We start from the raw sequence: 18090 nt of genomic DNA on the forward strand, positions 1-18090 counted from the left end.
TGTTTATTGGATAGTATTTATGGAACATTGCTTTGTGTAGTAGGCAAAAAAGCCTTATAGCGTTCCATAAATGAGACGGTGATAGCCGCTTATGCAAAATCTTAACGATCTTTACTACTTCGCCCAGTCTGTCGCACACGGTGGGTTTGCCCCGGCCAGTCGGGCGACAGGTGTGCCGAAGTCCAAGCTCAGTCGTCGCGTGGCGGCCCTGGAAGAGCGTCTCGGGGTGCGGCTGATAAACCGTTCGACCCGGCGGTTTTCCATCACGGAGATTGGTGAAACCTACTACGACCACTGCAAGGCCATGCTGGTGGAAGCGGAAGCCGCCCAGGAGGCAATCGACAGCGTCCAGTCCGAGCCTCGCGGGGTGATTCGAATGACCTGCCCGATAACACTGCTACATGTGCATATCGGTGACTTTCTCTCGGATCTGATGGCGCGCTACCCGAAGATCACTGTTTACCTTGAGGCAACCAATCGCCGGGTCGACGTGCTGAATGAAGGGATCGATGTTGCCATTCGCGTGCGTCCGCCGCCGTTGCAGGCCAAGGATCTGGAGTTGAAGGTGCTTTCGGATCGTGGCCTGGCATTGGTTGCCAGCCCTGCGCTGATAGACAAATATGGCATACCCGCGTCACCGGCAGATCTTCATGACTGGCCCAGCATCAGTCTTAGCAGCGCGCAGTCCGAACACCGCTGGGTTCTCAATGGTCCGGAAAACAGCAAGGCAACCATCAATCATCAGCCCAAACTGGTAACCGACGATATGATCGCCCTGCGGCGTGTGGCACTGGCAGGGGTTGGCGCGGTCCAGTTACCGATCCTGGCGGTTCAGGATCAGCTTGACCGGGGTGAACTGGTCAGGCTGCTTCCTGAGTGGCAGCCCCATCGGGATATCATCCATGTGGTTTATCCCTGTCGCCGGGGCTTGTTGCCGGCAGTGCGAACCTTGATTGAAGAGCTGGAGAAATATTATGCCTCTTTCGACGAGGAGTAGTGACCTTGTCTGAAAAAACCAGCTATGCATGAATGGAGCGTGATTCAATTAACGGGTTATACGGTGCGGATTGATCAGTCTGGTGCGCTCTGAAAAACCTGCTTGTATCCAAAAACAGCAACCCGGAACAATCTTATGCCCCGCATCGCGGTTTTCGCCGACGTTCAAAATATTTACTACACCACCCGCCAGGCATTTGGCCGACAGTTCAATTATCGCGGTCTGTGGAAACAGCTGTCTGAGCAGGGCGATATTGTTCATGCCATCGCCTATGCCACCCACCGCGGCGATGACGGGCAGACAAAATTCCAGGATGCCCTCAAGTACATCGGTTTCACGGTAAAGTTGAAGCCCTATATTCAGCGCAGCGATGGTTCCAGCAAGGGCGACTGGGATGTGGGTATCGCCGTGGATGTGATGACCCTGGCGCCGCAGGTGGACACCGTGGTGTTGCTATCCGGTGATGGTGATTTTGATGTGCTGCTGGAGCGCATCAACGTAGACCCTGGCGTGCGAACGGAGGTCTATGGGGTCGAATCACTGACCGCCCGGTCCCTGATTGATAGCGCCTCGGTGTACCACCCGATTGGGAACGCCCAGTTGTTGTAGGGACGGATTGTTCAGCAAGCGGGGCAAGAAAACAGGTTGAGGGGCGAGAGCAGGGCATTGTCCTGCTCTCGCGCAAACGTCTCAGCGTGCCGCGTCCAGGGCCTGGCTGATGTCTGCCAGGATATCGTCAATGTGCTCGATGCCGATGGACAGGCGCACCATCTCGCGGCTGACGCCGGCGTTGGCCAGTTCCTTGTCATCCAGCTGACGGTGGGTGGTGGAGGCGGGGTGGCAGGCCAGGGAGCGGGCATCGCCAATATTCACCAACCGCAGGATCAGTTCCAGGGCATCAATGAAACGGGCACCGGCTTCCTGACCGCCCTCAATACCGAAACTGAGAATGCCGGACGCGCGGCCGTTCATATATCGCTTCGCCAGTTCGTGATCCGGGCTTTCCGGCAGGCCTGCGTAGTTCACCCAGTTGACCTGGGGATGGTCGCGCAGGAACTCGGCGACTTTCTGGGCGTTTTCACAGTGGCGGTCCATGCGCAGCGGCAGGGTTTCAATCCCTTGCAGGACCAGGAAGGTGTTGAACGGGCTCAGGGCCGCGCCGGTGTTGCGTAATGGCGCCACCCGGGCACGGCCGATGAAGGCGGCTTCGCCCAGGGCTTCGGTATAGACCACACCGTGGTAGGACGGATCCGGTTCATTCAGCACCCGGAAGCGCTCCTTGTGTTTGGTCCAGGGGAATTTCCCGGAATCCACAATCACCCCGGCCACGGAGTTGCCGTGTCCGCCCATGTATTTGGTCAGCGAGTGGACCACGATATCCGCGCCATGCTCGATAGGCCGCCACAGGTAGGGCGTGGCGACGGTATTGTCGACGATCAGTGGCACGCCGGCCTGGTGCGCCACCTCGGCCAGGCGGGCAATGTCGACGATGTTGCCGGCGGGGTTGCCAACGGACTCACAGAAGACGGCCTTGGTGTTGTCGTCAATGGCGGCGGCAAGGGCAGTAAAATCATCATGGCTGACAAAGCGGGCTTCAATGCCACGGCGCGGCAGACTGTGGGCAAAGAAGTTGTAGGTGCCACCGTAGAGTTTGCTGGTAGTGACGATGTTGTCGCCCACTTCGGTAATGGTTTCCAGCGCGTATTCGATGGCGGCCATGCCGGAGGCGACGGCCAGGGCACCCACGCCCCCTTCCATGGCTGCGACCCGCTCTTCGAGCACTGCATTGGTGGGGTTCATGATGCGGGTATAAATATTCCCGGGCACCTTCAGGTCAAACAGATCCGCACCATGCTGGGTATTGTCGAAGGCATAGGACGTGGTCTGGTAGATCGGTGTTACCACCGCCTTGGTGGTGGGGTCCACGTGAAAGCCGGCACGCACGGCAAGGGTTTCCATCTTCATGAGCGGTCCTTGTGTTGTTGTATAGGTGAATCAGTTTCAGAGAGTATCAAACTGTTGAAGGCTTATCCGGGTTTATCTGCGGCTCACAGTCAGCAAACGCAAGCGCAGAAAATGCCCCTGAAGCGGCCACTGAATGTTGTCACCCACCTTCAGGCCCAGCAGCGCCGCTCCGGCAGGGGTGAGAATGGATATGGCGTCGCTGACTGACTGTGCTTCGTGGGGCAGAGTCAGTACCCGTTCGTGTTCCTTGCCGGTGGCCTCGTTACGAAAACGCAGGCGGCTACCCAGCGTCACTACATCGTCCGTCATGGCATCAGCCTCAACAATATGGGCACGGGCCAACTCATCGTAAAGATAATCGATCTGGTCCGACTCCCCTTTGAAGTTATCCAGCACGGCAAAAAGGCGATCACGGTCAGTGGTGCTGACGGTGATTGGGGGTAGCGTATTCATGGTGTTCTCCTGACGGTGTTAAGGGTGTGTTTGCCGGGGGCGCCGAACCCCCGGTTTCCGTCGGGTGTTCGGCGTCAGGAGAGAAAGGCAGGGATGCTCGCAACCTGGGCGAAAGCGCTGGCTGTGCGGGACGGGGCTGGGCCGTCGGAGACATTAATTACTGTGCGAACCGGGTTCATGATGCGAGATTAGCAGAGCCGGATATTTTGTCCAGTGATCTCAAAGTGCCGGGATGGTTGGCGTCGAATAAGAAAACGGCTGTGCCCTGGCCAATAACCAAAAGCAACGAATCTCATAATGCTGTTTTGTCTTGAATATGGATGATTTGGCTATTGGCAGATTTCTCCCGCAGGATGAACCTTGCCTGTGGCGTATAACAACAAGGAGATCGGGATGGCGCGAAAATTATCCATTATGGATTCCGGCTGGTTGATGATGGAAACCCGGGAAACTCCCATGCACGTGGGCGGGCTGGCCCTGTTTGCGGTGCCGGAGGATGCCCCCAGCGATTATATGGAAAGCGTTTACCGCTACATGGTGGAAGTGGACGGTGTGTGCCGGCCCTTCAGCCAGAAGATCCAGTCCCGCTTGCCAGGTCGGCTGGATGCAGCCTGGGTGGATGACAAGAATTTTGATATCGATTACCACGTACGCCATTCAGCGTTGCCGCGCCCGGGGCGGGTGCGTGAATTGCTGGCGTTGGTCTCCCGTCTGCATGCTCAGCGGTTGGACCCGAGTCGTCCTCTATGGGAGAGCTATCTGATCGAAGGGCTGGAGGGCAACCGCTTCGCCCTTTACACCAAGTTGCATCATTCCATGGTGGATGGCATGGCGGGCATGCATCTGATGCAGTCGCGGATGGCCAGCAGTGCCGATGAGCGTTTACCCGCACCCTGGTCCGGGGAGTGGGATAATCGTAAGAAGCCGCGCAAGAAAAACGTGGCCGTGGCCGCCAAGGCTGGCGTGCTGGATGGCGTTGGCAGTGTGCGTCGTGGCGCCGGGCAATTGGTGGATCTGCTGCGCCTGCCCAAAGAAAGTAACGTAAAAACGATCTATCGTGCTCCCAAGACCCAGCTCAACTGCCGCGTCACCGGTGCTCGCCGGTTTGCCGCCCAGTCCTGGTCCCTGTCGCGGATCAAGGCAGCAGCGAAACAACACAACGGCACCGTCAACGATATTTTTCTGGCCATGTGCGGCGGCGCCTTGCGCCGTTATCTGGAATCACTGGATGCGCTCCCTGCGGAACCGCTGGTGGCCCAGGTGCCCGTGTCCCTGCGCAGTGCGGATCAGGCGGAAGGCGGTGGCAATGCCATCACCACGGTACAGGTGAGCCTGGCCACCCACATTGCCAGCCCGTTGGGACGGCTGGTCGCCATTCAGGAATCCATGCAGGCGGTGAAAACCCGTCTTGGCGAGATGCCGAAGTCGGATATCGACGCCTATACGGTGATGACCAATATGCCGCTTTCGTTGGGGCAGGTGACCGGCTTGTCCGGGCGGGTCAGCCCCATGTTCAATCTGGTTATCTCCAATGTGCCAGGGCCCAAAGAGACCTTGTATTTCAACGGCGCGGAGTTGCTGGCGTCCTACCCGGTGTCGCTGGTACTGCATGGCTATGCGCTGAATATCACTGTGGTGAGTTACAAGGACAGCCTGGAATTCGGCGTTATTGGTTGCCGCGTTACCTTGCCGCATATTCAACGTTTCCTGGACTATTTCGAGGCCTCGCTGGCCGAGCTGGAATAACCGGTTTGTTGGGCGGTGCTGTGTGGCAGTGGTATCTTGCAGGCTCCCTGAGAGGATATTCCCGGAGACACAGTGCATCACGACGACATCGCCCAGGCCGTGCAGCAATTGGCCGAACAGCTGATCCAGCAATCGCTGATGGTGGTTACCGCTGAATCCTGTACCGGCGGCGGCATTGCCCAGATGCTGACGGCCCTTGCCGGCTCCTCCCGCTGGTTCGAGCGGGGCTTTGTGAGCTATTCCAATGACGCCAAGCAGGACATGCTGGGGGTGCAGGCAGCGACTCTGGAACGCACCGGTGCGGTCAGTGAAGAGACGGCGCTGGAGATGGCGCTCGGTGCCGTTCGCCATTCCCGCGGGCAGGTGAGTATGGCCGTGACCGGCATCGCTGGCCCGCAAGGCGGTACCCCGGACAAGCCCGTGGGCACGGTCTGGATAGCCTGGGGTCACTCGAGTGGTCATGCCGACGCGCACTGTTTCCAGTTTCAGGGTGATCGGGATGCCGTCCGTCAGCAGACCATCCTGGAAGCCATTCGGGGCTTGAATGCGCGCCTGAAGTCGCCACAATCGTTCCCATCCACCGGCTATTGAAAGCCGGTTTATGCCTTTCACGCCTCCCTTGCCATGCGTTGTTGATGCTGTTAGCAAGGGAGGAAGCATTAAAAATCAACCGCTTACCGCACTGATGACGTTAACCGCGTATCAGCCTGCAATTAGCCCCGGGCTGCCGGGGTTGCAATGAGCCGCCATAGCTGCTCATAATACTGTCCATATTGTCAGTGCTGACTAAAAGGTCAGATCTGGCAAGGCACAATACGGTCGCCGTCAATGAATGACGCACCAGTTAACGGAGAGGGGTCACATGAGCGATAAAGGTAAGGCGCTGTCCGCGGCGCTGTCACAGATTGAGCGTCAATTCGGCAAGGGTTCTGTCATGCGCATGGGCGATCGCAAGCGCGAGCGCATGCCGTCCATTTCCACCGGCTCTCTGGGGCTGGATATTGCTCTGGGCATCGGCGGGCTCCCGAAAGGCCGTATCGTGGAAATCTATGGCCCGGAATCCTCCGGTAAAACCACCCTCACCCTCAGCGTGATTGCCCAGGCGCAGAAAAAAGGCGCCACCTGCGCCTTTGTGGATGCGGAACACGCCCTGGATCCTGACTACGCCGAGAAGCTGGGCGTCAACGTGGATGACTTGATCGTGTCTCAGCCGGATACCGGTGAGCAGGCCCTGGAAATTACCGACATGCTGGTGCGCTCCGGCGCTGTGGACGTGGTGATCGTCGATTCCGTGGCGGCGCTGGTGCCCAAGGCGGAAATTGAAGGCGAAATGGGCGACACCCATGTGGGCCTGCAGGCTCGTCTGATGAGCCAGGCGCTGCGCAAGATCACCGGCAATGTGAAAAATGCCAATACCCTGGTGGTGTTCATCAACCAGATCCGCATGAAGATCGGTGTGATGTTCGGTAACCCGGAAACCACCACCGGGGGTAACGCCCTCAAGTTCTACTCCTCCGTGCGCCTGGATATCCGTCGTATCGGTGCGGTGAAGCAGGGTGACGAAGTCACCGGTAACGAAACCCGCGTGAAGGTGGTGAAGAACAAGGTATCGCCGCCGTTCCGTCAGGCCGAATTCCAGATTCTGTACGGCCAGGGCATCAATCAGCTGGGTGAAGTGCTGGACCTGGGTGTGCAGCAGGGTCTGGTGGACAAGTCCGGTGCCTGGTATGCCTACAAGGGCGACAAGATTGGCCAGGGCAAGCAGAACGCCTGCGAATTCCTGCGTGAGAACCCGGCCATCGCCGAGGAAATCGAGCAGGAAATCCGTGCCCGCTTGCTGCCTGATCCCACTGAGGCACCCGCTGCCAAGGAAGAGGAAGCCGAAGCCGGCAATGAGTGAACCGCTCACTGAATCCGAACTGCGCCAGCGGGCTGTCAGCCTGCTGGCGCGTCGGGATCATGCCCGCCGGGAGCTGGAAACCAAGCTGTACCGCAAGCTCGGTGAGCAGGCAGCACTGCCTGCGGTGATGGCCTGGTGTGAGGAGCATGGCTTTATCGATGACCGGCGCTTTGCCGGTTTTTTTGTGCGTTCGCGCATCGACCGGGGGCAGGGCGCCCTGCGAATCCGCCAGGAACTACAACTGAAGGGCGTGGATAACGAGCTGATCGCCCAGGCCCTGGCAGAGGCCGAAGTGGACTGGTTCGCGCTGGCTCGGGACGTGCGTGCCCGGCGCTTTCGCCAGTACCCGGGCAAGGACCAGAAAGAAAAAGCGCGTCAGCTACGTTTCCTGCAACAGCGTGGCTTCGATGCCGAACAAAGTTTTGCTGCACTGGACTGTCCTCCGGACGACGATCTGTAGTCCGCTCCTCAACCCACAATCCGTATCCTCTAATTCGCCGTTGCCGCTCAGTTCGCGAAGCGGAGGGGGGGCATTACCCCGATGATTCGTCTTGCCAGCAAGGCTCCAGCGATCTTCCTTCATAGAGAGAGCTTCTTCGGTACGCCGCAAGTCCCACAGAAATTTCCTGCTTGGTTCGAATCCGGTTCACAGCGTATCCTGCGCTTTTGCGGCTTGTGTGAGACTTCTCATGGAATACCTGTCTGATCCCTGGTTGGCGGCAGCCATGCTGGGTGCCGGTGTATTGGCGGGTTTTATCAACACCCTGGCCGGTGGCGGGGGGCTGCTGATCCTGCCGCTGCTGATGCTCAGCGGTATGAGCGCGGCGTTGGCCAACGGCACCATGCGCGTGGGGGTGCTGATACAAAGCGTGGAGGCGGTGCGCCAGTTCAACAAGCGCGGCACCATGCCGTTCAAGCCGCTGCCGGCGATTCTGGTGCCCTGCCTGCTGGGGACCCTGGTAGGCACCCTGGCGGCGTCCTATCTGCCGGAGTCCATTCTCAAGCCGGTACTGCTCACTACCCTGGTGGTGGTGGCCCTGATCATGGTGTTCAAACCCAATCAACTGTCGCCGGCAGCGGACGAGCTGCCACTTCAACCCAATGATTCTGTTGCTGGCTGGCTGGGGCTGTTTTTCTGCGGTGCCTACGGTGGCTTTGTACAGGCGGGGGTGGGTTTTGTTCTGATCGCCGTGCTGGTGGGGCAGCTTCGCTATGACATGCTGCGAGGCAATGCCCTGAAGCTTGCCATTACCGGCAGCTTTACTGTGCTGGCCCTGGGCATTTTTGTGGCCCGCGACCAGGTGGCCTGGCTACCGGGCCTGCTGGTGGCCGCCGGCACCCTGCTCGGTGTTCGTCTGGGGGTGGGCTTCGCTCACCGGGTCTCCCCGACAGTGCTCAAGCGAATTCTGCTGGTGATGGTGCTGGCGGTGTGCCTGGCGGCGGCGATCAAGGGCTAGAAACGAGCTACGAGCTGCTAGCTTCTGGCTGTTAGATTAAAGAAGGAGGGCCTTTTGTTTCGGGTTGTTCTCGAAGCTAGAAGCTAGTAGCTCGCAGCTTACTGAACCATCGCAACCGGGCCTTGGGGGCGGTATACTCGGCGCTCTCTGATAGCCAGCCGATAATGTTTCTCCTATGAAGAGTGCTGAACTACGCCAGGCCTTCCTGGACTACTTTGCCAGCCAGGGGCACGCCAAGGTGCCATCCTCCTCGCTGGTGCCCCATAACGACCCCACCCTGCTGTTTACCAACGCAGGGATGAACCAGTTCAAGGATGTGTTTCTGGGCCGTGAGTCCCGGGATTACACCCGTGCCACCAGCTCCCAGCGCTGTGTGCGTGCCGGGGGCAAGCACAACGACCTGGAAAACGTGGGTTACACGGCGCGACATCACACCTTCTTCGAGATGCTGGGCAACTTCAGCTTCGGGGACTACTTCAAGCGTGAAGCCATCAAGTTTGCCTGGGAATTTCTCACCGGCACCCTGGGGCTGCCGGAAGAGCGGCTGTGGGTCACCGTGCATGTGTCCGATGACGAAGCAGCGGATATCTGGCTGAAGGAAATGGGCGTCAGCGCCGAGCGATTCTCCCGCCTGGACGAAGACAACTTCTGGCAGATGGGTGACACCGGCCCCTGTGGTCCCAGCTCGGAAATTTTCTACGATCACGGGGCAGATGTGCCCGGCGGCCCACCAGGGTTCGAGGGCGAGGATCTGGATCGCTACATCGAGATCTGGAATTTGGTGTTCATGCAGTACGACCGTAAGCAGGACGGCGAGCTGAAGCCACTGCCCAAGCCCAGCGTGGATACCGGCATGGGCCTGGAGCGCATCGCGGCGGTGCTGCAGGGCGTGCATTCCAACTACGAGATCGACCTGTTCCAGGCGCTGCTGCAGGCGGCGGCAAAAGCCACCGGCTGCCAGGATATGGAAGAGAAATCCCTGCGGGTGATCGCTGACCATATCCGTTCCGCCAGCTTCCTGATCTGTGACGGGGTGATCCCGTCCAACGAAGGCCGTGGCTATGTGCTGCGTCGCATCATCCGGCGTGCCCTGCGTCATGGCCACAAGCTGGGTCAGGACAAGCCGTTCTTCTCCACCCTGGTGGGCGCATTGGTCGAACAGATGGGCGAGGCCTATCCGGAGCTGGTCCGCGAACAGGCCCGTATCGAGAAGGCGTTGCTGGCGGAAGAAGAGCAGTTCGGCCGCACCCTGGCCGCCGGCATGAAGGTGCTGGAAGCGGCCATTGCCGAGCTGGATGACAAGGAACTGCCCGGTGAGGTGCTGTTCAATCTTTATGACACCCATGGTTTTCCGCCGGATCTCACCGCCGATGTGGCCCGTGAACGGGAGTTGACGGTGGACATGGCCGGTTTTGAAGAAGCCATGCAAGCCCAGCGTGAGCGGGCTCGTGGTGCTGGCAGCTTTGCCAATGATTACAGCGACCGTCTCAACATCGAGGCGGTGACCGCGTTCTCCGGCTACGAAAAACTGGCGGATGACGACGAGATCGTCGGCCTGTTCAAGGACGGTGAAGCGGTGGACGCCCTGCAGGCTGGCGAAGAGGGCATGGTTGTGCTGGCCAGCACGCCGTTTTATGCGGAGTCCGGCGGTCAGGTGGGCGACAGTGGCTTCCTGGTGCAGGGCGACAACCGTTTCGCGGTGGCCGATACCAAGAAGCGCCAAGCGGCCCATGTGCACCTGGGCAAGGTGGAAAGCGGCAGCCTGAAGGTGGGCGAGAAAGTGTCTGCCTATGTGGATGTGGAGCGTCGTCGCGCCATCATGCGCAATCACTCTGCTACCCACCTGATGCATGCCGCCCTGCGCAACGTGCTCGGTGACCATGTGCAACAGAAAGGGTCTCTGGTGGCGTCTGACTACCTGCGCTTCGACTTCTCCCATGGCGAAGCGGTGAGCGAAGCCCAGCGCGAACAGATCGAGATTCTGGTTAACCGCCAGATTCTGGCCAACACCCCGGTGACCACGGAATTGATGGATATCGAAGCGGCCCGGGAAGCCGGCGCCATGGCCCTGTTTGGCGAGAAATACGATGATCAGGTGCGCGTGCTGAGCATGGGCAGCGAGGGTTTCTCCAAGGAGCTGTGTGGCGGCACCCACGTGAGCCGTACCGGTGATATCGGTCTGTTCCGTATTACCCTGGAAGCGTCCGCCGCTGCCGGGGTGCGCCGCATCGAAGCGGTCACCGGTGAGCATGCCCTGGGCGTGATGCGCCAGCAGGAGCGGGCGCTTAGCGAAATCGCCGCCACGGTGAAAAGTACCCCGGACAACGCCGCCGAGCGGGTGCGCAGCCAGGCACAGAAAGTCCGCGAGCTGGAAAAGGAAATCGAACGCCTCAAGCAGAAGCTGGCCAGCGGTGCCGGCAGCGACCTCACCGATGAGGTGCAGGAGATCGCCGGCGTGAAGGTATTGGCGACCCAGCTGGACGGTGCCGATGGCAAGACCCTGCGGGTGACCATGGACAAGCTGAAAGACAAGCTGGGCTCCGCCATCATCCTGCTGTCTGCTGTGGAGGGTGACAAAGTGTCCCTGGTGGCGGGTGTCACCAAGGATCTCACCGACCGCTTCAAGGCCGGTGATCTGCTCAAGCATGTGGCCGAGCAGGTGGACGGTCGCGGCGGTGGCCGCCCGGACATGGCCCAGGGCGGGGGCAACAACCCTGCAGCCCTGCCGGCGGCCCTGGAAAGCGTGAAAAACTGGGTGTCCGAGCAGGGGGCGTAAGCTGCGGTCAAGACTGCGGTTCCGCCCTCAACATGAAATCCCGGCGCGTTTCTGCTAAGGTTACGCGCTCTTTTTTGCAGATAAAGCGACTTTATGGCCCTTATAGTGCAGAAATACGGCGGTACCTCAGTGGGTACAGTCGACCGCATTCAAGCCGTCGCCGAGAAGGTGGCAGGCTTCCATAAACGGGGCGACCAGGTGGTCGTGGTGGTGTCCGCCATGAGCGGCGAAACCAATCGCCTGATCGAGCTGGCCAAAGGTGTCAGCGATAACCCTTCACCGCGCGAGATGGATGTGCTGGTCTCCACCGGCGAGCAGGTCACCATTGCCCTGTTGTCCATGGCGTTGCAGAAGCAGGGCATCAATGCCCGCTCCTACACAGGCAGCCAGATTCCCCTGCGCACGGACAGTGTCCATTCCAAGGCCCGTATCGAAGAGATCGACGACAAGAAAGTGCGCGCCGATCTCAATGGCGGCAGCGTTGTGGTCGTGGCCGGGTTCCAGGGTGTGGATGCCGACGGCAACATTACTACTCTCGGCCGTGGCGGCTCCGATACCACCGCCGTGGCTCTGGCCGCCGCATTGCAGGCCGACGAGTGCCAGATCTATACCGACGTGGACGGCGTTTACACCACCGACCCCCGTGTGGTGGATAACGCCCGTCGCCTGGACAGCATTACCTTCGAGGAAATGCTGGAAATGGCCAGCCAGGGCTCCAAGGTCCTGCAGATCCGCTCAGTGGAATTCGCCGGCAAATACAATGTGCCGCTGCGTGTCTTGTCCAGCTTCCAGGATGGTCCTGGAACACTCATTACCGTCGACGACGAGGTTGATATGGAAAAGCCGGTAATCTCCGGAATTGCCTTTACCCGTGATGAAGCCAAAATCATCGTGCGTGGCGCCCCGGATACCCCGGGCATTGCCTACAAGATCCTCGGCCCGGTGAGTGCAGAGAACATCGAAGTGGACATGATCGTGCAGAACGTGGGCAAGGACGGCGCTGCCGACTTTACCTTCACCGTGCACCGCAACGATTTCGCTCGTGCCCAGGAAGCCCTGCGCAAGGCCTCCGAAGAGCTGGGTAACCCGGAAATCATTGGCGATGACAAGATTGCCAAGGTCTCCCTGGTGGGTGTGGGTATGCGTTCCCATGCTGGTGTCGCCTCCAAGATGTTTGAAACCCTGGCCAACGAAGGGGTCAACATCGAGATGATCTCCACCTCCGAAATCAAGGTGTCTGTAGTGATTGCCGAGAAATACCTGGAGCTGGCGGTACGTGCCCTGCACTCCGCCTTCGAGCTGGATCAGCCTTCAAGCTGATCCACATACTGCCAGGTAGGTACGGGGCGACGACCGGTTAGTCTCGCCCCTGTTCACGGCGAGACTTACGAATACGCTTCAGGCATACTACCGCCCCCGTGCCAGGGGTGGGTAAATGGTCCCGCACCAAGGAGTCGTCAAGGACGGCAACCCGCGAGCCTCAGGTACGGCATGCGCTCACGGAAATTGAAGGACCCCAGGAGGGATCATTATGTTAATTCTTACGCGTCGAGTTGGTGAGACCCTGATGGTAGGTGATGAAGTCACTGTGACTGTCCTGGGTGTGAAAGGTAACCAGGTTCGTATCGGTGTAAATGCGCCGAAAGAGGTTGCCGTGCATCGGGAAGAAATCTACCAGCGAATTCAGCACGAAAAATCATCAGACGGTGAGTCTGCCTGATTTTTGGGCTGTATTTTCTCCGCAAAATCGTTATGATGCGCGGCGAGTTTGGAAACAGGCCAGCAAGAGCCCACATTCCAGACTGACAATATGACCGCATTCCGGAGAGGTGGGTGAGTGGCTGAAACCAGTTCCCTGCTAAGGAACCATACGGGTTACCGTATCGCGGGTTCGAATCCCGCCCTCTCCGCCATATATCCAAAAGCGCCCCGCACTGCGGGGCGTTTTTCGTTGCAGCCTTGCTTGCAGGGCGCAGCCCCTCAGATTTCCTCGCGGATCCAGGCTGCCACGCAAAAACCGCGCTAACCCGTCGTGCTCATACTCACAAGCCAACATTTTCAACCCGCCCGACCTCGCAGTTGCGCTACACTATGTGCCCCGAAAAAACTTCGACCCAAGGTGACGCCATGACTGACACCCTGACCATCGCCCGCCCTGACGACTGGCATCTACATTTCCGCGACGGCGATCTGCTCGCCGAGACGGTGCCGGCCACGGCGAACGTGTTTGGCCGTGCCATCGTCATGCCCAACCTGACACCGCCGGTGAATACGGTGGCCCAGGCCGACGAGTACCGGCAGCGAATTCTGGCTCAGGTACCTGCAGGCGTCGCCTTCGAGCCGTTAATGGTGCTGTACCTGACCGATACTACGCCGGTGGAAGAGGTGGAGCGGGCCGCGAAGAGTGACTTCGTGCATGCCTTCAAGCTTTACCCGGCCGGTGCTACCACCAACTCCGATAGTGGCGTTACCGACCCGGGCAAGATCACTCATCTTTACGCGGCCATGGAAAAGCACGATGTGCCGCTGCTGGTGCATGGTGAAGTCACCGATGCAGATATCGATATTTTTGACCGTGAAAAAGTCTTCATTGATCGTTACCTCAATGATATCCGCCGCCAGTTTCCCGGCCTGCGCATTGTCTTCGAGCATGTGACCACGGCAGAAGGGATTCACTTTGTGCGCGAGGCCAGCGAGCTGACGGCTGCCACCGTGACACCGCAGCACCTGCTGATGAACCGCAACGATTTGTTGGTGGGCGGGGTGCGCCCACACAACTACTGTCTGCCAATCCTCAAGCGTCGCCAGCACCAGGAAACGATCCAGCAGGCGGTGCTGGAAGGCCATCACCGTTTCTTCCTGGGCACCGATTCCGCCCCCCATGCACGTAACAAGAAAGAAGCCGCCTGTGGCTGTGCCGGCTGCTATTCCGCCCGGGCCGCGTTGCCGTTGTATGCCAGCTTTCTCGAGCAGCACAACGCCCTGGACAAGCTGGAAGGTTTTGCCAGCCACTTCGGCGCGGATTTCTACCGGTTGCCCCGTCACAGCGACACCGTGACCCTGGTGCGCAAGCCCTGGTCCGTGCCCGAGGTGATTGATGCGGCTGGAGAGGCCATGGTGCCTTTCTACGCTGGTCAGCAACTGCCCTGGTCCCTGGGCTGATTGATGGAATGCTTGCCGGTAGTTGTCCTGAGCGGGTTTCTGGGCAGCGGCAAGACCACGCTGCTCAACCGCTGGCTCAAAGAGCGCCAGGATCTGGCGGTGATCATCAACGAGCTGGGCGATATTGGTATCGACCAGCACCTCACCGGCCCGGGGCGGGTGCCGGTGACCCTGCTTTCCGGCGGTTGCCTGTGCTGCGTGATACAGGGTTCCCTGTCCAGCACCCTGCGTAATCTCTTCATGGCCCGCAAGAATGGTGAGCTACCGGCGTTTTCCACGCTGGTGCTGGAAACCACCGGTGCTGCCGACCCCTTTGGTGTCACCGCACCGCTGGAGCAGGATCCCTGGCTGAAGAAACGTTTTTTCTGCCAGTCGGTACTGACCGTGGTAGACGCACAGGCCGGAGCCGGTAACCTGGAACGTCATCCTGAGTGGCTGGAACAGATCCACGCCGCCGATGCCCTGTTGTTGTCGAAAACGGAGCAATGCCAGCCGGGAGCCCTGGCGGCCTTGAAGGTGCAATTGGCAGCGCTGAATCCCACCGCGCGCATCTACCCGGAACCGGCCCCGGTGGACCTGCTGGCACAGTCCTTTCCCCGTCGTTGCCGGGTCACCGGCAGTTTTGCGCCGGTCCCATCCGGAGGCTCTCTGCTGTCGTCACAGCAACCGGCTAACCAGCCATCCCGTCACCAGCTTTACAGTGCCTCCCTGCGCTGGGATGGCGTGCTGTCCTGGCCCCTGTGGCAGGCTGCCCTGAAGCAGCTTGCCGAGCAATGCGGTGATGCCCTGATCCGGGTAAAGGGCCTGCTGCGCGTGGAGGGGCTGGATGGACCCTTGTTGGTGCAATGGGTAGAAGGCCGGGAGCCGGAACTGGGCCCGCTCAACCAATGGCCGGATCAGGACAGGCAAAGCCGGCTGGTGCTGATTGTCCGCCATCCCCAGGCTGACTTTGCGCAACAACAACTGGCACACTGGGAAACCTTGCTGACACAGCTCACCCCTGAATAGGATCTGACATGGGCTATGTGTATCTTGCCGTGGCCATCCTGGCCGAAGTGGTGGCGACCAGCGCCTTGAATGCCTCCCAGGGTTTTTCCCGGCTATGGCCTTCTGTGGTCACCGTGGTGGGCTACAGCATCGCTTTCTATGCGTTGTCGTTGACCCTGCGCACGATTCCCATGGGTATCGCCTATGCGGTGTGGGCCGGTGTCGGTATTGTATTGATTGCGCTGGTGGGTGCGTTGTTTTTCCGTCAGCAACCGGACCTGCCAGCGGTGGTAGGGATGGTGTTTATTGTTGTCGGCGTGGTGCTGGTGACATTCGTGTCCCGGACCAGCGGACACTGAAATTTTTACAAGGAGTTCCTGTGACAGAGCGGATGCAGAGTGCCGAACAGGCCGTGGATTATGTGATCGAGCAGACCGGTGGCGAAATCCGCCTGGCCATGCCACTGGGGCTGGGCAAGCCGAACCGGTTTGTGAATGCACTCTATGCACGGGTGGAAAAAGATTCCTCCCTGTCTCTGGATATCTACACTGCCTTGTCTCTAGGCAAGCCCGGCGCCGGCAGTGATCTGGAAAAACGCTTTCTCAATCCTTTCGCCGATCGCTTGTTCGGTGACTATGAAGAGCTGGCTTACCTGAAGCCACAGAAACGCAGTGCCCTGCCAGATAACATCCGCGTCTTCGAATTCTTTGTGCAGCCGGGCAGCATGCTGGGCAGTGACAGTGCCCAACAGCATTACATCAGCAGTAACTACACGCACGTGGCCCGTGATCTCAATGCTCGCAAGATCAATGTGGTGGCGCAGATGCTGGCCCACCGGCAGGAAGAGGGCAGTGATTGCTACAGTTTTTCCTGCAATCCGGAGGTGACTCTGGATCTGATGCCGCTGCTCAAGGCGCGCCGGGATGCCGGCGAGACCATCATCTCAGTGGGGCAGGTGCACCGGGATCTGCCCTTTATGGAAAACGATGCTCGTGTGGATGACAGGCTGGCGGACATGGATATCCTGCTGGACGATCCTCAGGGGCATACGCGCCTGTTCAGCACCCCGAATATGCCAGTAAATATTCAGGACCACTTTGTTGGCTTGCATGCCAGTTCCCTGGTGAAGGATGGCGGTACGCTGCAGATCGGGATCGGTGCTCTGGGTGATGCGCTGGTGCATCATTTGCGCTTGCGTGAGCAGGATAACGACCTCTACCAATCCCTGCTCGAGGCCTGGTCCTTGCCGGATAGCCATCAGCAGCTGGTGGAAAAGGAAGGCGGCACAAGCGCCTTCCGCGAGGGCCTGTACGGCTGCAGCGAGATGATGACGCATGGTCTGCTGACGCTGATCGATGATGGCATTATTCGCCGCCCGGTGTATGACTGGGCGCCCCTGCAGCAGCTGGAAATGCACAACCCGGCCAAGCCCGGACTGGCCCTGCTGGATGCCCTGCGAGAGCAGGATGCCATTCGCCGTCGTCTCAATCATGACCACTTGCGTCAGCTGAAGCGCTTCGGCATTTTCCGTAGTGATGTTGAAAAGCACGGTGATGAACTGGTGCTGCCGAACGATATCCGTGTGGCCAACGATCTGGATGATCGTGCTACCCGGGAGGCGCTCAAGGCGGTATTCGGTGAAGAGCTTGCCGGTGGTGTTGTCATGCATGGCGGCTTCTTCCTGGGGCCCCAGGCGTTCTACGCGCGTCTTCGCGAGCTGGATGCTGCGAGCCGGGCTGCCATCAACATGACCCACATCAGCTTCATCAATCATCTTTACGGTGATGAAACCCTCAAGCGTCTGCAGCGCCAGGATGCCCGCTTTGTGAATACCGCTTTCACCGTGACCCTGCTGGGGGCGGCGGTGGCCGACCAGGTGGAAGATGGTCGGGTACTCAGTGGGGTAGGCGGGCAGTACAACTTTGTCAGCCAGGCCCATGAACTGGAAGGGGCCCGTTCCATTCTGATGGTCCGCGCCTGGCGTGAGCGCGCCGGCGAGGCCATGAGCAATGTGGTGTTCCGCTATGGCCACAACACCATCCCTCGCCATTTACGCGATGTGGTGGTCACCGAATACGGGGTGGCGGATCTGCGTGGCAAGACCGACGAGGAAGTGGTGATGGCCATGCTCAATGTAGCCGACAGTCGTTTCCAGATCGAGCTGATGGAAGAAGCCCAGGCGGCAGGCAAACTGCGTCAGGATTATCAGATCCCCGAGCCTCATCGGCGTAATAATCCGGAGCACCTGCACGAAATCGCCGAGCGGCATGGCGACAAGGCGTTCCCGACCTTCCCGCTGGGTTCGGATTTCAATGATGTTGAGCAACAGCTGCTCAAGGCGTTGACCTGGCTGAAGGAAAAAGTCAGCCAGAAGGAATATCTGAAGTTGGGTCGCAAGGCGTTGTTTGAGGAGGGAAGCGAAAGCGATTTTGCTGCCGAACTGGAACGAATGTCGCTGGCCGATCCGCACGGCATCCGTGCCCACCTCTACCAGCGTCTGCTGCTCACCGCGCTGGAAGCCACGCGTTGATAATGTGGTGGGCAATCGGACTGTAGGAGCGGCGCTTGAGCCGCGAACCGGTAATGGCACGGCACAAAAACGTTAGTGCCATACCCTAACCCTGTTCGCGGCTCAAGCGCCGCTCCT

At 59.4% G+C, this 18090-nt stretch carries 16 protein-coding genes and 1 tRNA gene; 15 read left to right on the forward strand and 2 right to left on the reverse strand.

The window, feature by feature from the left end:
- Positions 1–91: 91 nt before the first annotated feature.
- Positions 92–997, forward strand: a complete 906-nt coding sequence (locus tag Q0Y02_RS06745; RefSeq protein ID WP_297766242.1) for a LysR family transcriptional regulator — start codon at positions 92–94, stop codon at positions 995–997.
- 135 nt (positions 998–1132) lie between these two features.
- Entirely contained in the window at positions 1133–1606 is a 474-nt protein-coding gene (locus tag Q0Y02_RS06750; RefSeq protein ID WP_297766245.1) for an NYN domain-containing protein, read from the forward strand.
- 81 nt (positions 1607–1687) lie between these two features.
- On the opposite strand, the gene Q0Y02_RS06755 is transcribed toward Q0Y02_RS06750, so the two are convergent.
- Positions 1688–2962, reverse strand: coding sequence for a bifunctional O-acetylhomoserine aminocarboxypropyltransferase/cysteine synthase (locus Q0Y02_RS06755; RefSeq protein WP_297766248.1), 1275 nt, complete (start codon positions 2960–2962; stop codon positions 1688–1690).
- A gap of 72 nt (positions 2963–3034) precedes the next feature.
- Positions 3035–3415, reverse strand: coding sequence for a nucleoside diphosphate kinase regulator (gene rnk / locus Q0Y02_RS06760; RefSeq protein WP_297766250.1), 381 nt, complete (start codon positions 3413–3415; stop codon positions 3035–3037).
- A 393-nt stretch (positions 3416–3808) separates the two neighbouring features.
- On the opposite strand from rnk, the gene Q0Y02_RS06765 reads away from it, so the two are divergent.
- From Q0Y02_RS06765 to Q0Y02_RS06825, 13 genes are all read left to right on the forward strand, one after another.
- On the forward strand, positions 3809–5161 hold the full coding sequence (locus tag Q0Y02_RS06765) for a wax ester/triacylglycerol synthase family O-acyltransferase (protein WP_297766253.1): 1353 nt from the start codon (positions 3809–3811) through the stop codon (positions 5159–5161).
- A gap of 72 nt (positions 5162–5233) precedes the next feature.
- Positions 5234–5752: a CinA family protein gene (locus tag Q0Y02_RS06770; protein ID WP_297766256.1), complete on the forward strand. Its 519-nt coding sequence runs from the start codon at positions 5234–5236 to the stop codon at positions 5750–5752.
- 271 nt (positions 5753–6023) lie between these two features.
- A complete protein-coding gene (gene recA, locus Q0Y02_RS06775) occupies positions 6024–7061 on the forward strand; it encodes a recombinase RecA (protein WP_297766259.1) in 1038 nt (345 codons plus the stop codon).
- A complete protein-coding gene (locus Q0Y02_RS06780; RefSeq protein ID WP_297766262.1) occupies positions 7054–7521 on the forward strand; it encodes a regulatory protein RecX in 468 nt (155 codons plus the stop codon). The genes recA and Q0Y02_RS06780 overlap by 8 nt, the downstream gene beginning before the upstream one ends.
- Positions 7522–7750: 229 nt before the next feature.
- A complete protein-coding gene (locus Q0Y02_RS06785) occupies positions 7751–8518 on the forward strand; it encodes a sulfite exporter TauE/SafE family protein (RefSeq protein WP_035246462.1) in 768 nt (255 codons plus the stop codon).
- 175 nt (positions 8519–8693) lie between these two features.
- A complete protein-coding gene (alaS, locus tag Q0Y02_RS06790) occupies positions 8694–11294 on the forward strand; it encodes an alanine--tRNA ligase (RefSeq protein WP_297766269.1) in 2601 nt (866 codons plus the stop codon).
- Between the two features lie 93 nt (positions 11295–11387).
- A complete protein-coding gene (locus tag Q0Y02_RS06795) occupies positions 11388–12614 on the forward strand; it encodes an aspartate kinase (protein ID WP_297766272.1) in 1227 nt (408 codons plus the stop codon).
- Between the two features lie 211 nt (positions 12615–12825).
- Positions 12826–13014, forward strand: a complete 189-nt coding sequence (csrA, locus tag Q0Y02_RS06800; protein WP_011589077.1) for a carbon storage regulator CsrA — start codon at positions 12826–12828, stop codon at positions 13012–13014.
- 103 nt (positions 13015–13117) lie between these two features.
- Positions 13118–13207 (forward strand) — tRNA-Ser (locus Q0Y02_RS06805).
- A gap of 214 nt (positions 13208–13421) precedes the next feature.
- Entirely contained in the window at positions 13422–14456 is a 1035-nt protein-coding gene (gene pyrC / locus Q0Y02_RS06810) for a dihydroorotase (protein ID WP_297766281.1), read from the forward strand.
- Between the two features lie 3 nt (positions 14457–14459).
- On the forward strand, positions 14460–15464 hold the full coding sequence (locus tag Q0Y02_RS06815) for a GTP-binding protein (RefSeq protein ID WP_297766284.1): 1005 nt from the start codon (positions 14460–14462) through the stop codon (positions 15462–15464).
- Positions 15465–15472: 8 nt separating this feature from the next.
- Positions 15473–15802, forward strand: a complete 330-nt coding sequence (locus tag Q0Y02_RS06820) for a multidrug efflux SMR transporter (protein ID WP_297766287.1) — start codon at positions 15473–15475, stop codon at positions 15800–15802.
- Positions 15803–15822: 20 nt separating this feature from the next.
- Complete coding sequence (locus Q0Y02_RS06825) at positions 15823–17973, forward strand: acetyl-CoA hydrolase/transferase C-terminal domain-containing protein (protein WP_297766290.1); 2151 nt, start codon at positions 15823–15825, stop codon at positions 17971–17973.
- Positions 17974–18090: the final 117 nt, after the last annotated feature.

The organism is uncultured Alcanivorax sp. (assembly GCF_947258575.1).
Taxonomy (GTDB): Bacteria; Pseudomonadota; Gammaproteobacteria; order Pseudomonadales; family Alcanivoracaceae; genus Alcanivorax.

Coding starts and splice junctions, on each gene's coding strand:
- Q0Y02_RS06745 (WP_297766242.1), top strand. CDS start 92: ATGCAAAATCTTAACGATCTTTACTACTTCGCCCAGTCTGTCGCACAC.
- Q0Y02_RS06785 (WP_035246462.1), top strand. CDS start 7,751: ATGGAATACCTGTCTGATCCCTGGTTGGCGGCAGCCATGCTGGGTGCC.
- csrA (WP_011589077.1), top strand. CDS start 12,826: ATGTTAATTCTTACGCGTCGAGTTGGTGAGACCCTGATGGTAGGTGAT.
- recA (WP_297766259.1), top strand. CDS start 6,024: ATGAGCGATAAAGGTAAGGCGCTGTCCGCGGCGCTGTCACAGATTGAG.
- Q0Y02_RS06755 (WP_297766248.1), bottom strand. CDS start 2,962: ATGAAGATGGAAACCCTTGCCGTGCGTGCCGGCTTTCACGTGGACCCC.
- Q0Y02_RS06820 (WP_297766287.1), top strand. CDS start 15,473: ATGGGCTATGTGTATCTTGCCGTGGCCATCCTGGCCGAAGTGGTGGCG.
- rnk (WP_297766250.1), bottom strand. CDS start 3,415: ATGAATACGCTACCCCCAATCACCGTCAGCACCACTGACCGTGATCGC.
- alaS (WP_297766269.1), top strand. CDS start 8,694: ATGAAGAGTGCTGAACTACGCCAGGCCTTCCTGGACTACTTTGCCAGC.
- Q0Y02_RS06765 (WP_297766253.1), top strand. CDS start 3,809: ATGGCGCGAAAATTATCCATTATGGATTCCGGCTGGTTGATGATGGAA.
- pyrC (WP_297766281.1), top strand. CDS start 13,422: ATGACTGACACCCTGACCATCGCCCGCCCTGACGACTGGCATCTACAT.
- Q0Y02_RS06750 (WP_297766245.1), top strand. CDS start 1,133: ATGCCCCGCATCGCGGTTTTCGCCGACGTTCAAAATATTTACTACACC.
- Q0Y02_RS06795 (WP_297766272.1), top strand. CDS start 11,388: ATGGCCCTTATAGTGCAGAAATACGGCGGTACCTCAGTGGGTACAGTC.
- Q0Y02_RS06815 (WP_297766284.1), top strand. CDS start 14,460: ATGGAATGCTTGCCGGTAGTTGTCCTGAGCGGGTTTCTGGGCAGCGGC.
- Q0Y02_RS06780 (WP_297766262.1), top strand. CDS start 7,054: ATGAGTGAACCGCTCACTGAATCCGAACTGCGCCAGCGGGCTGTCAGC.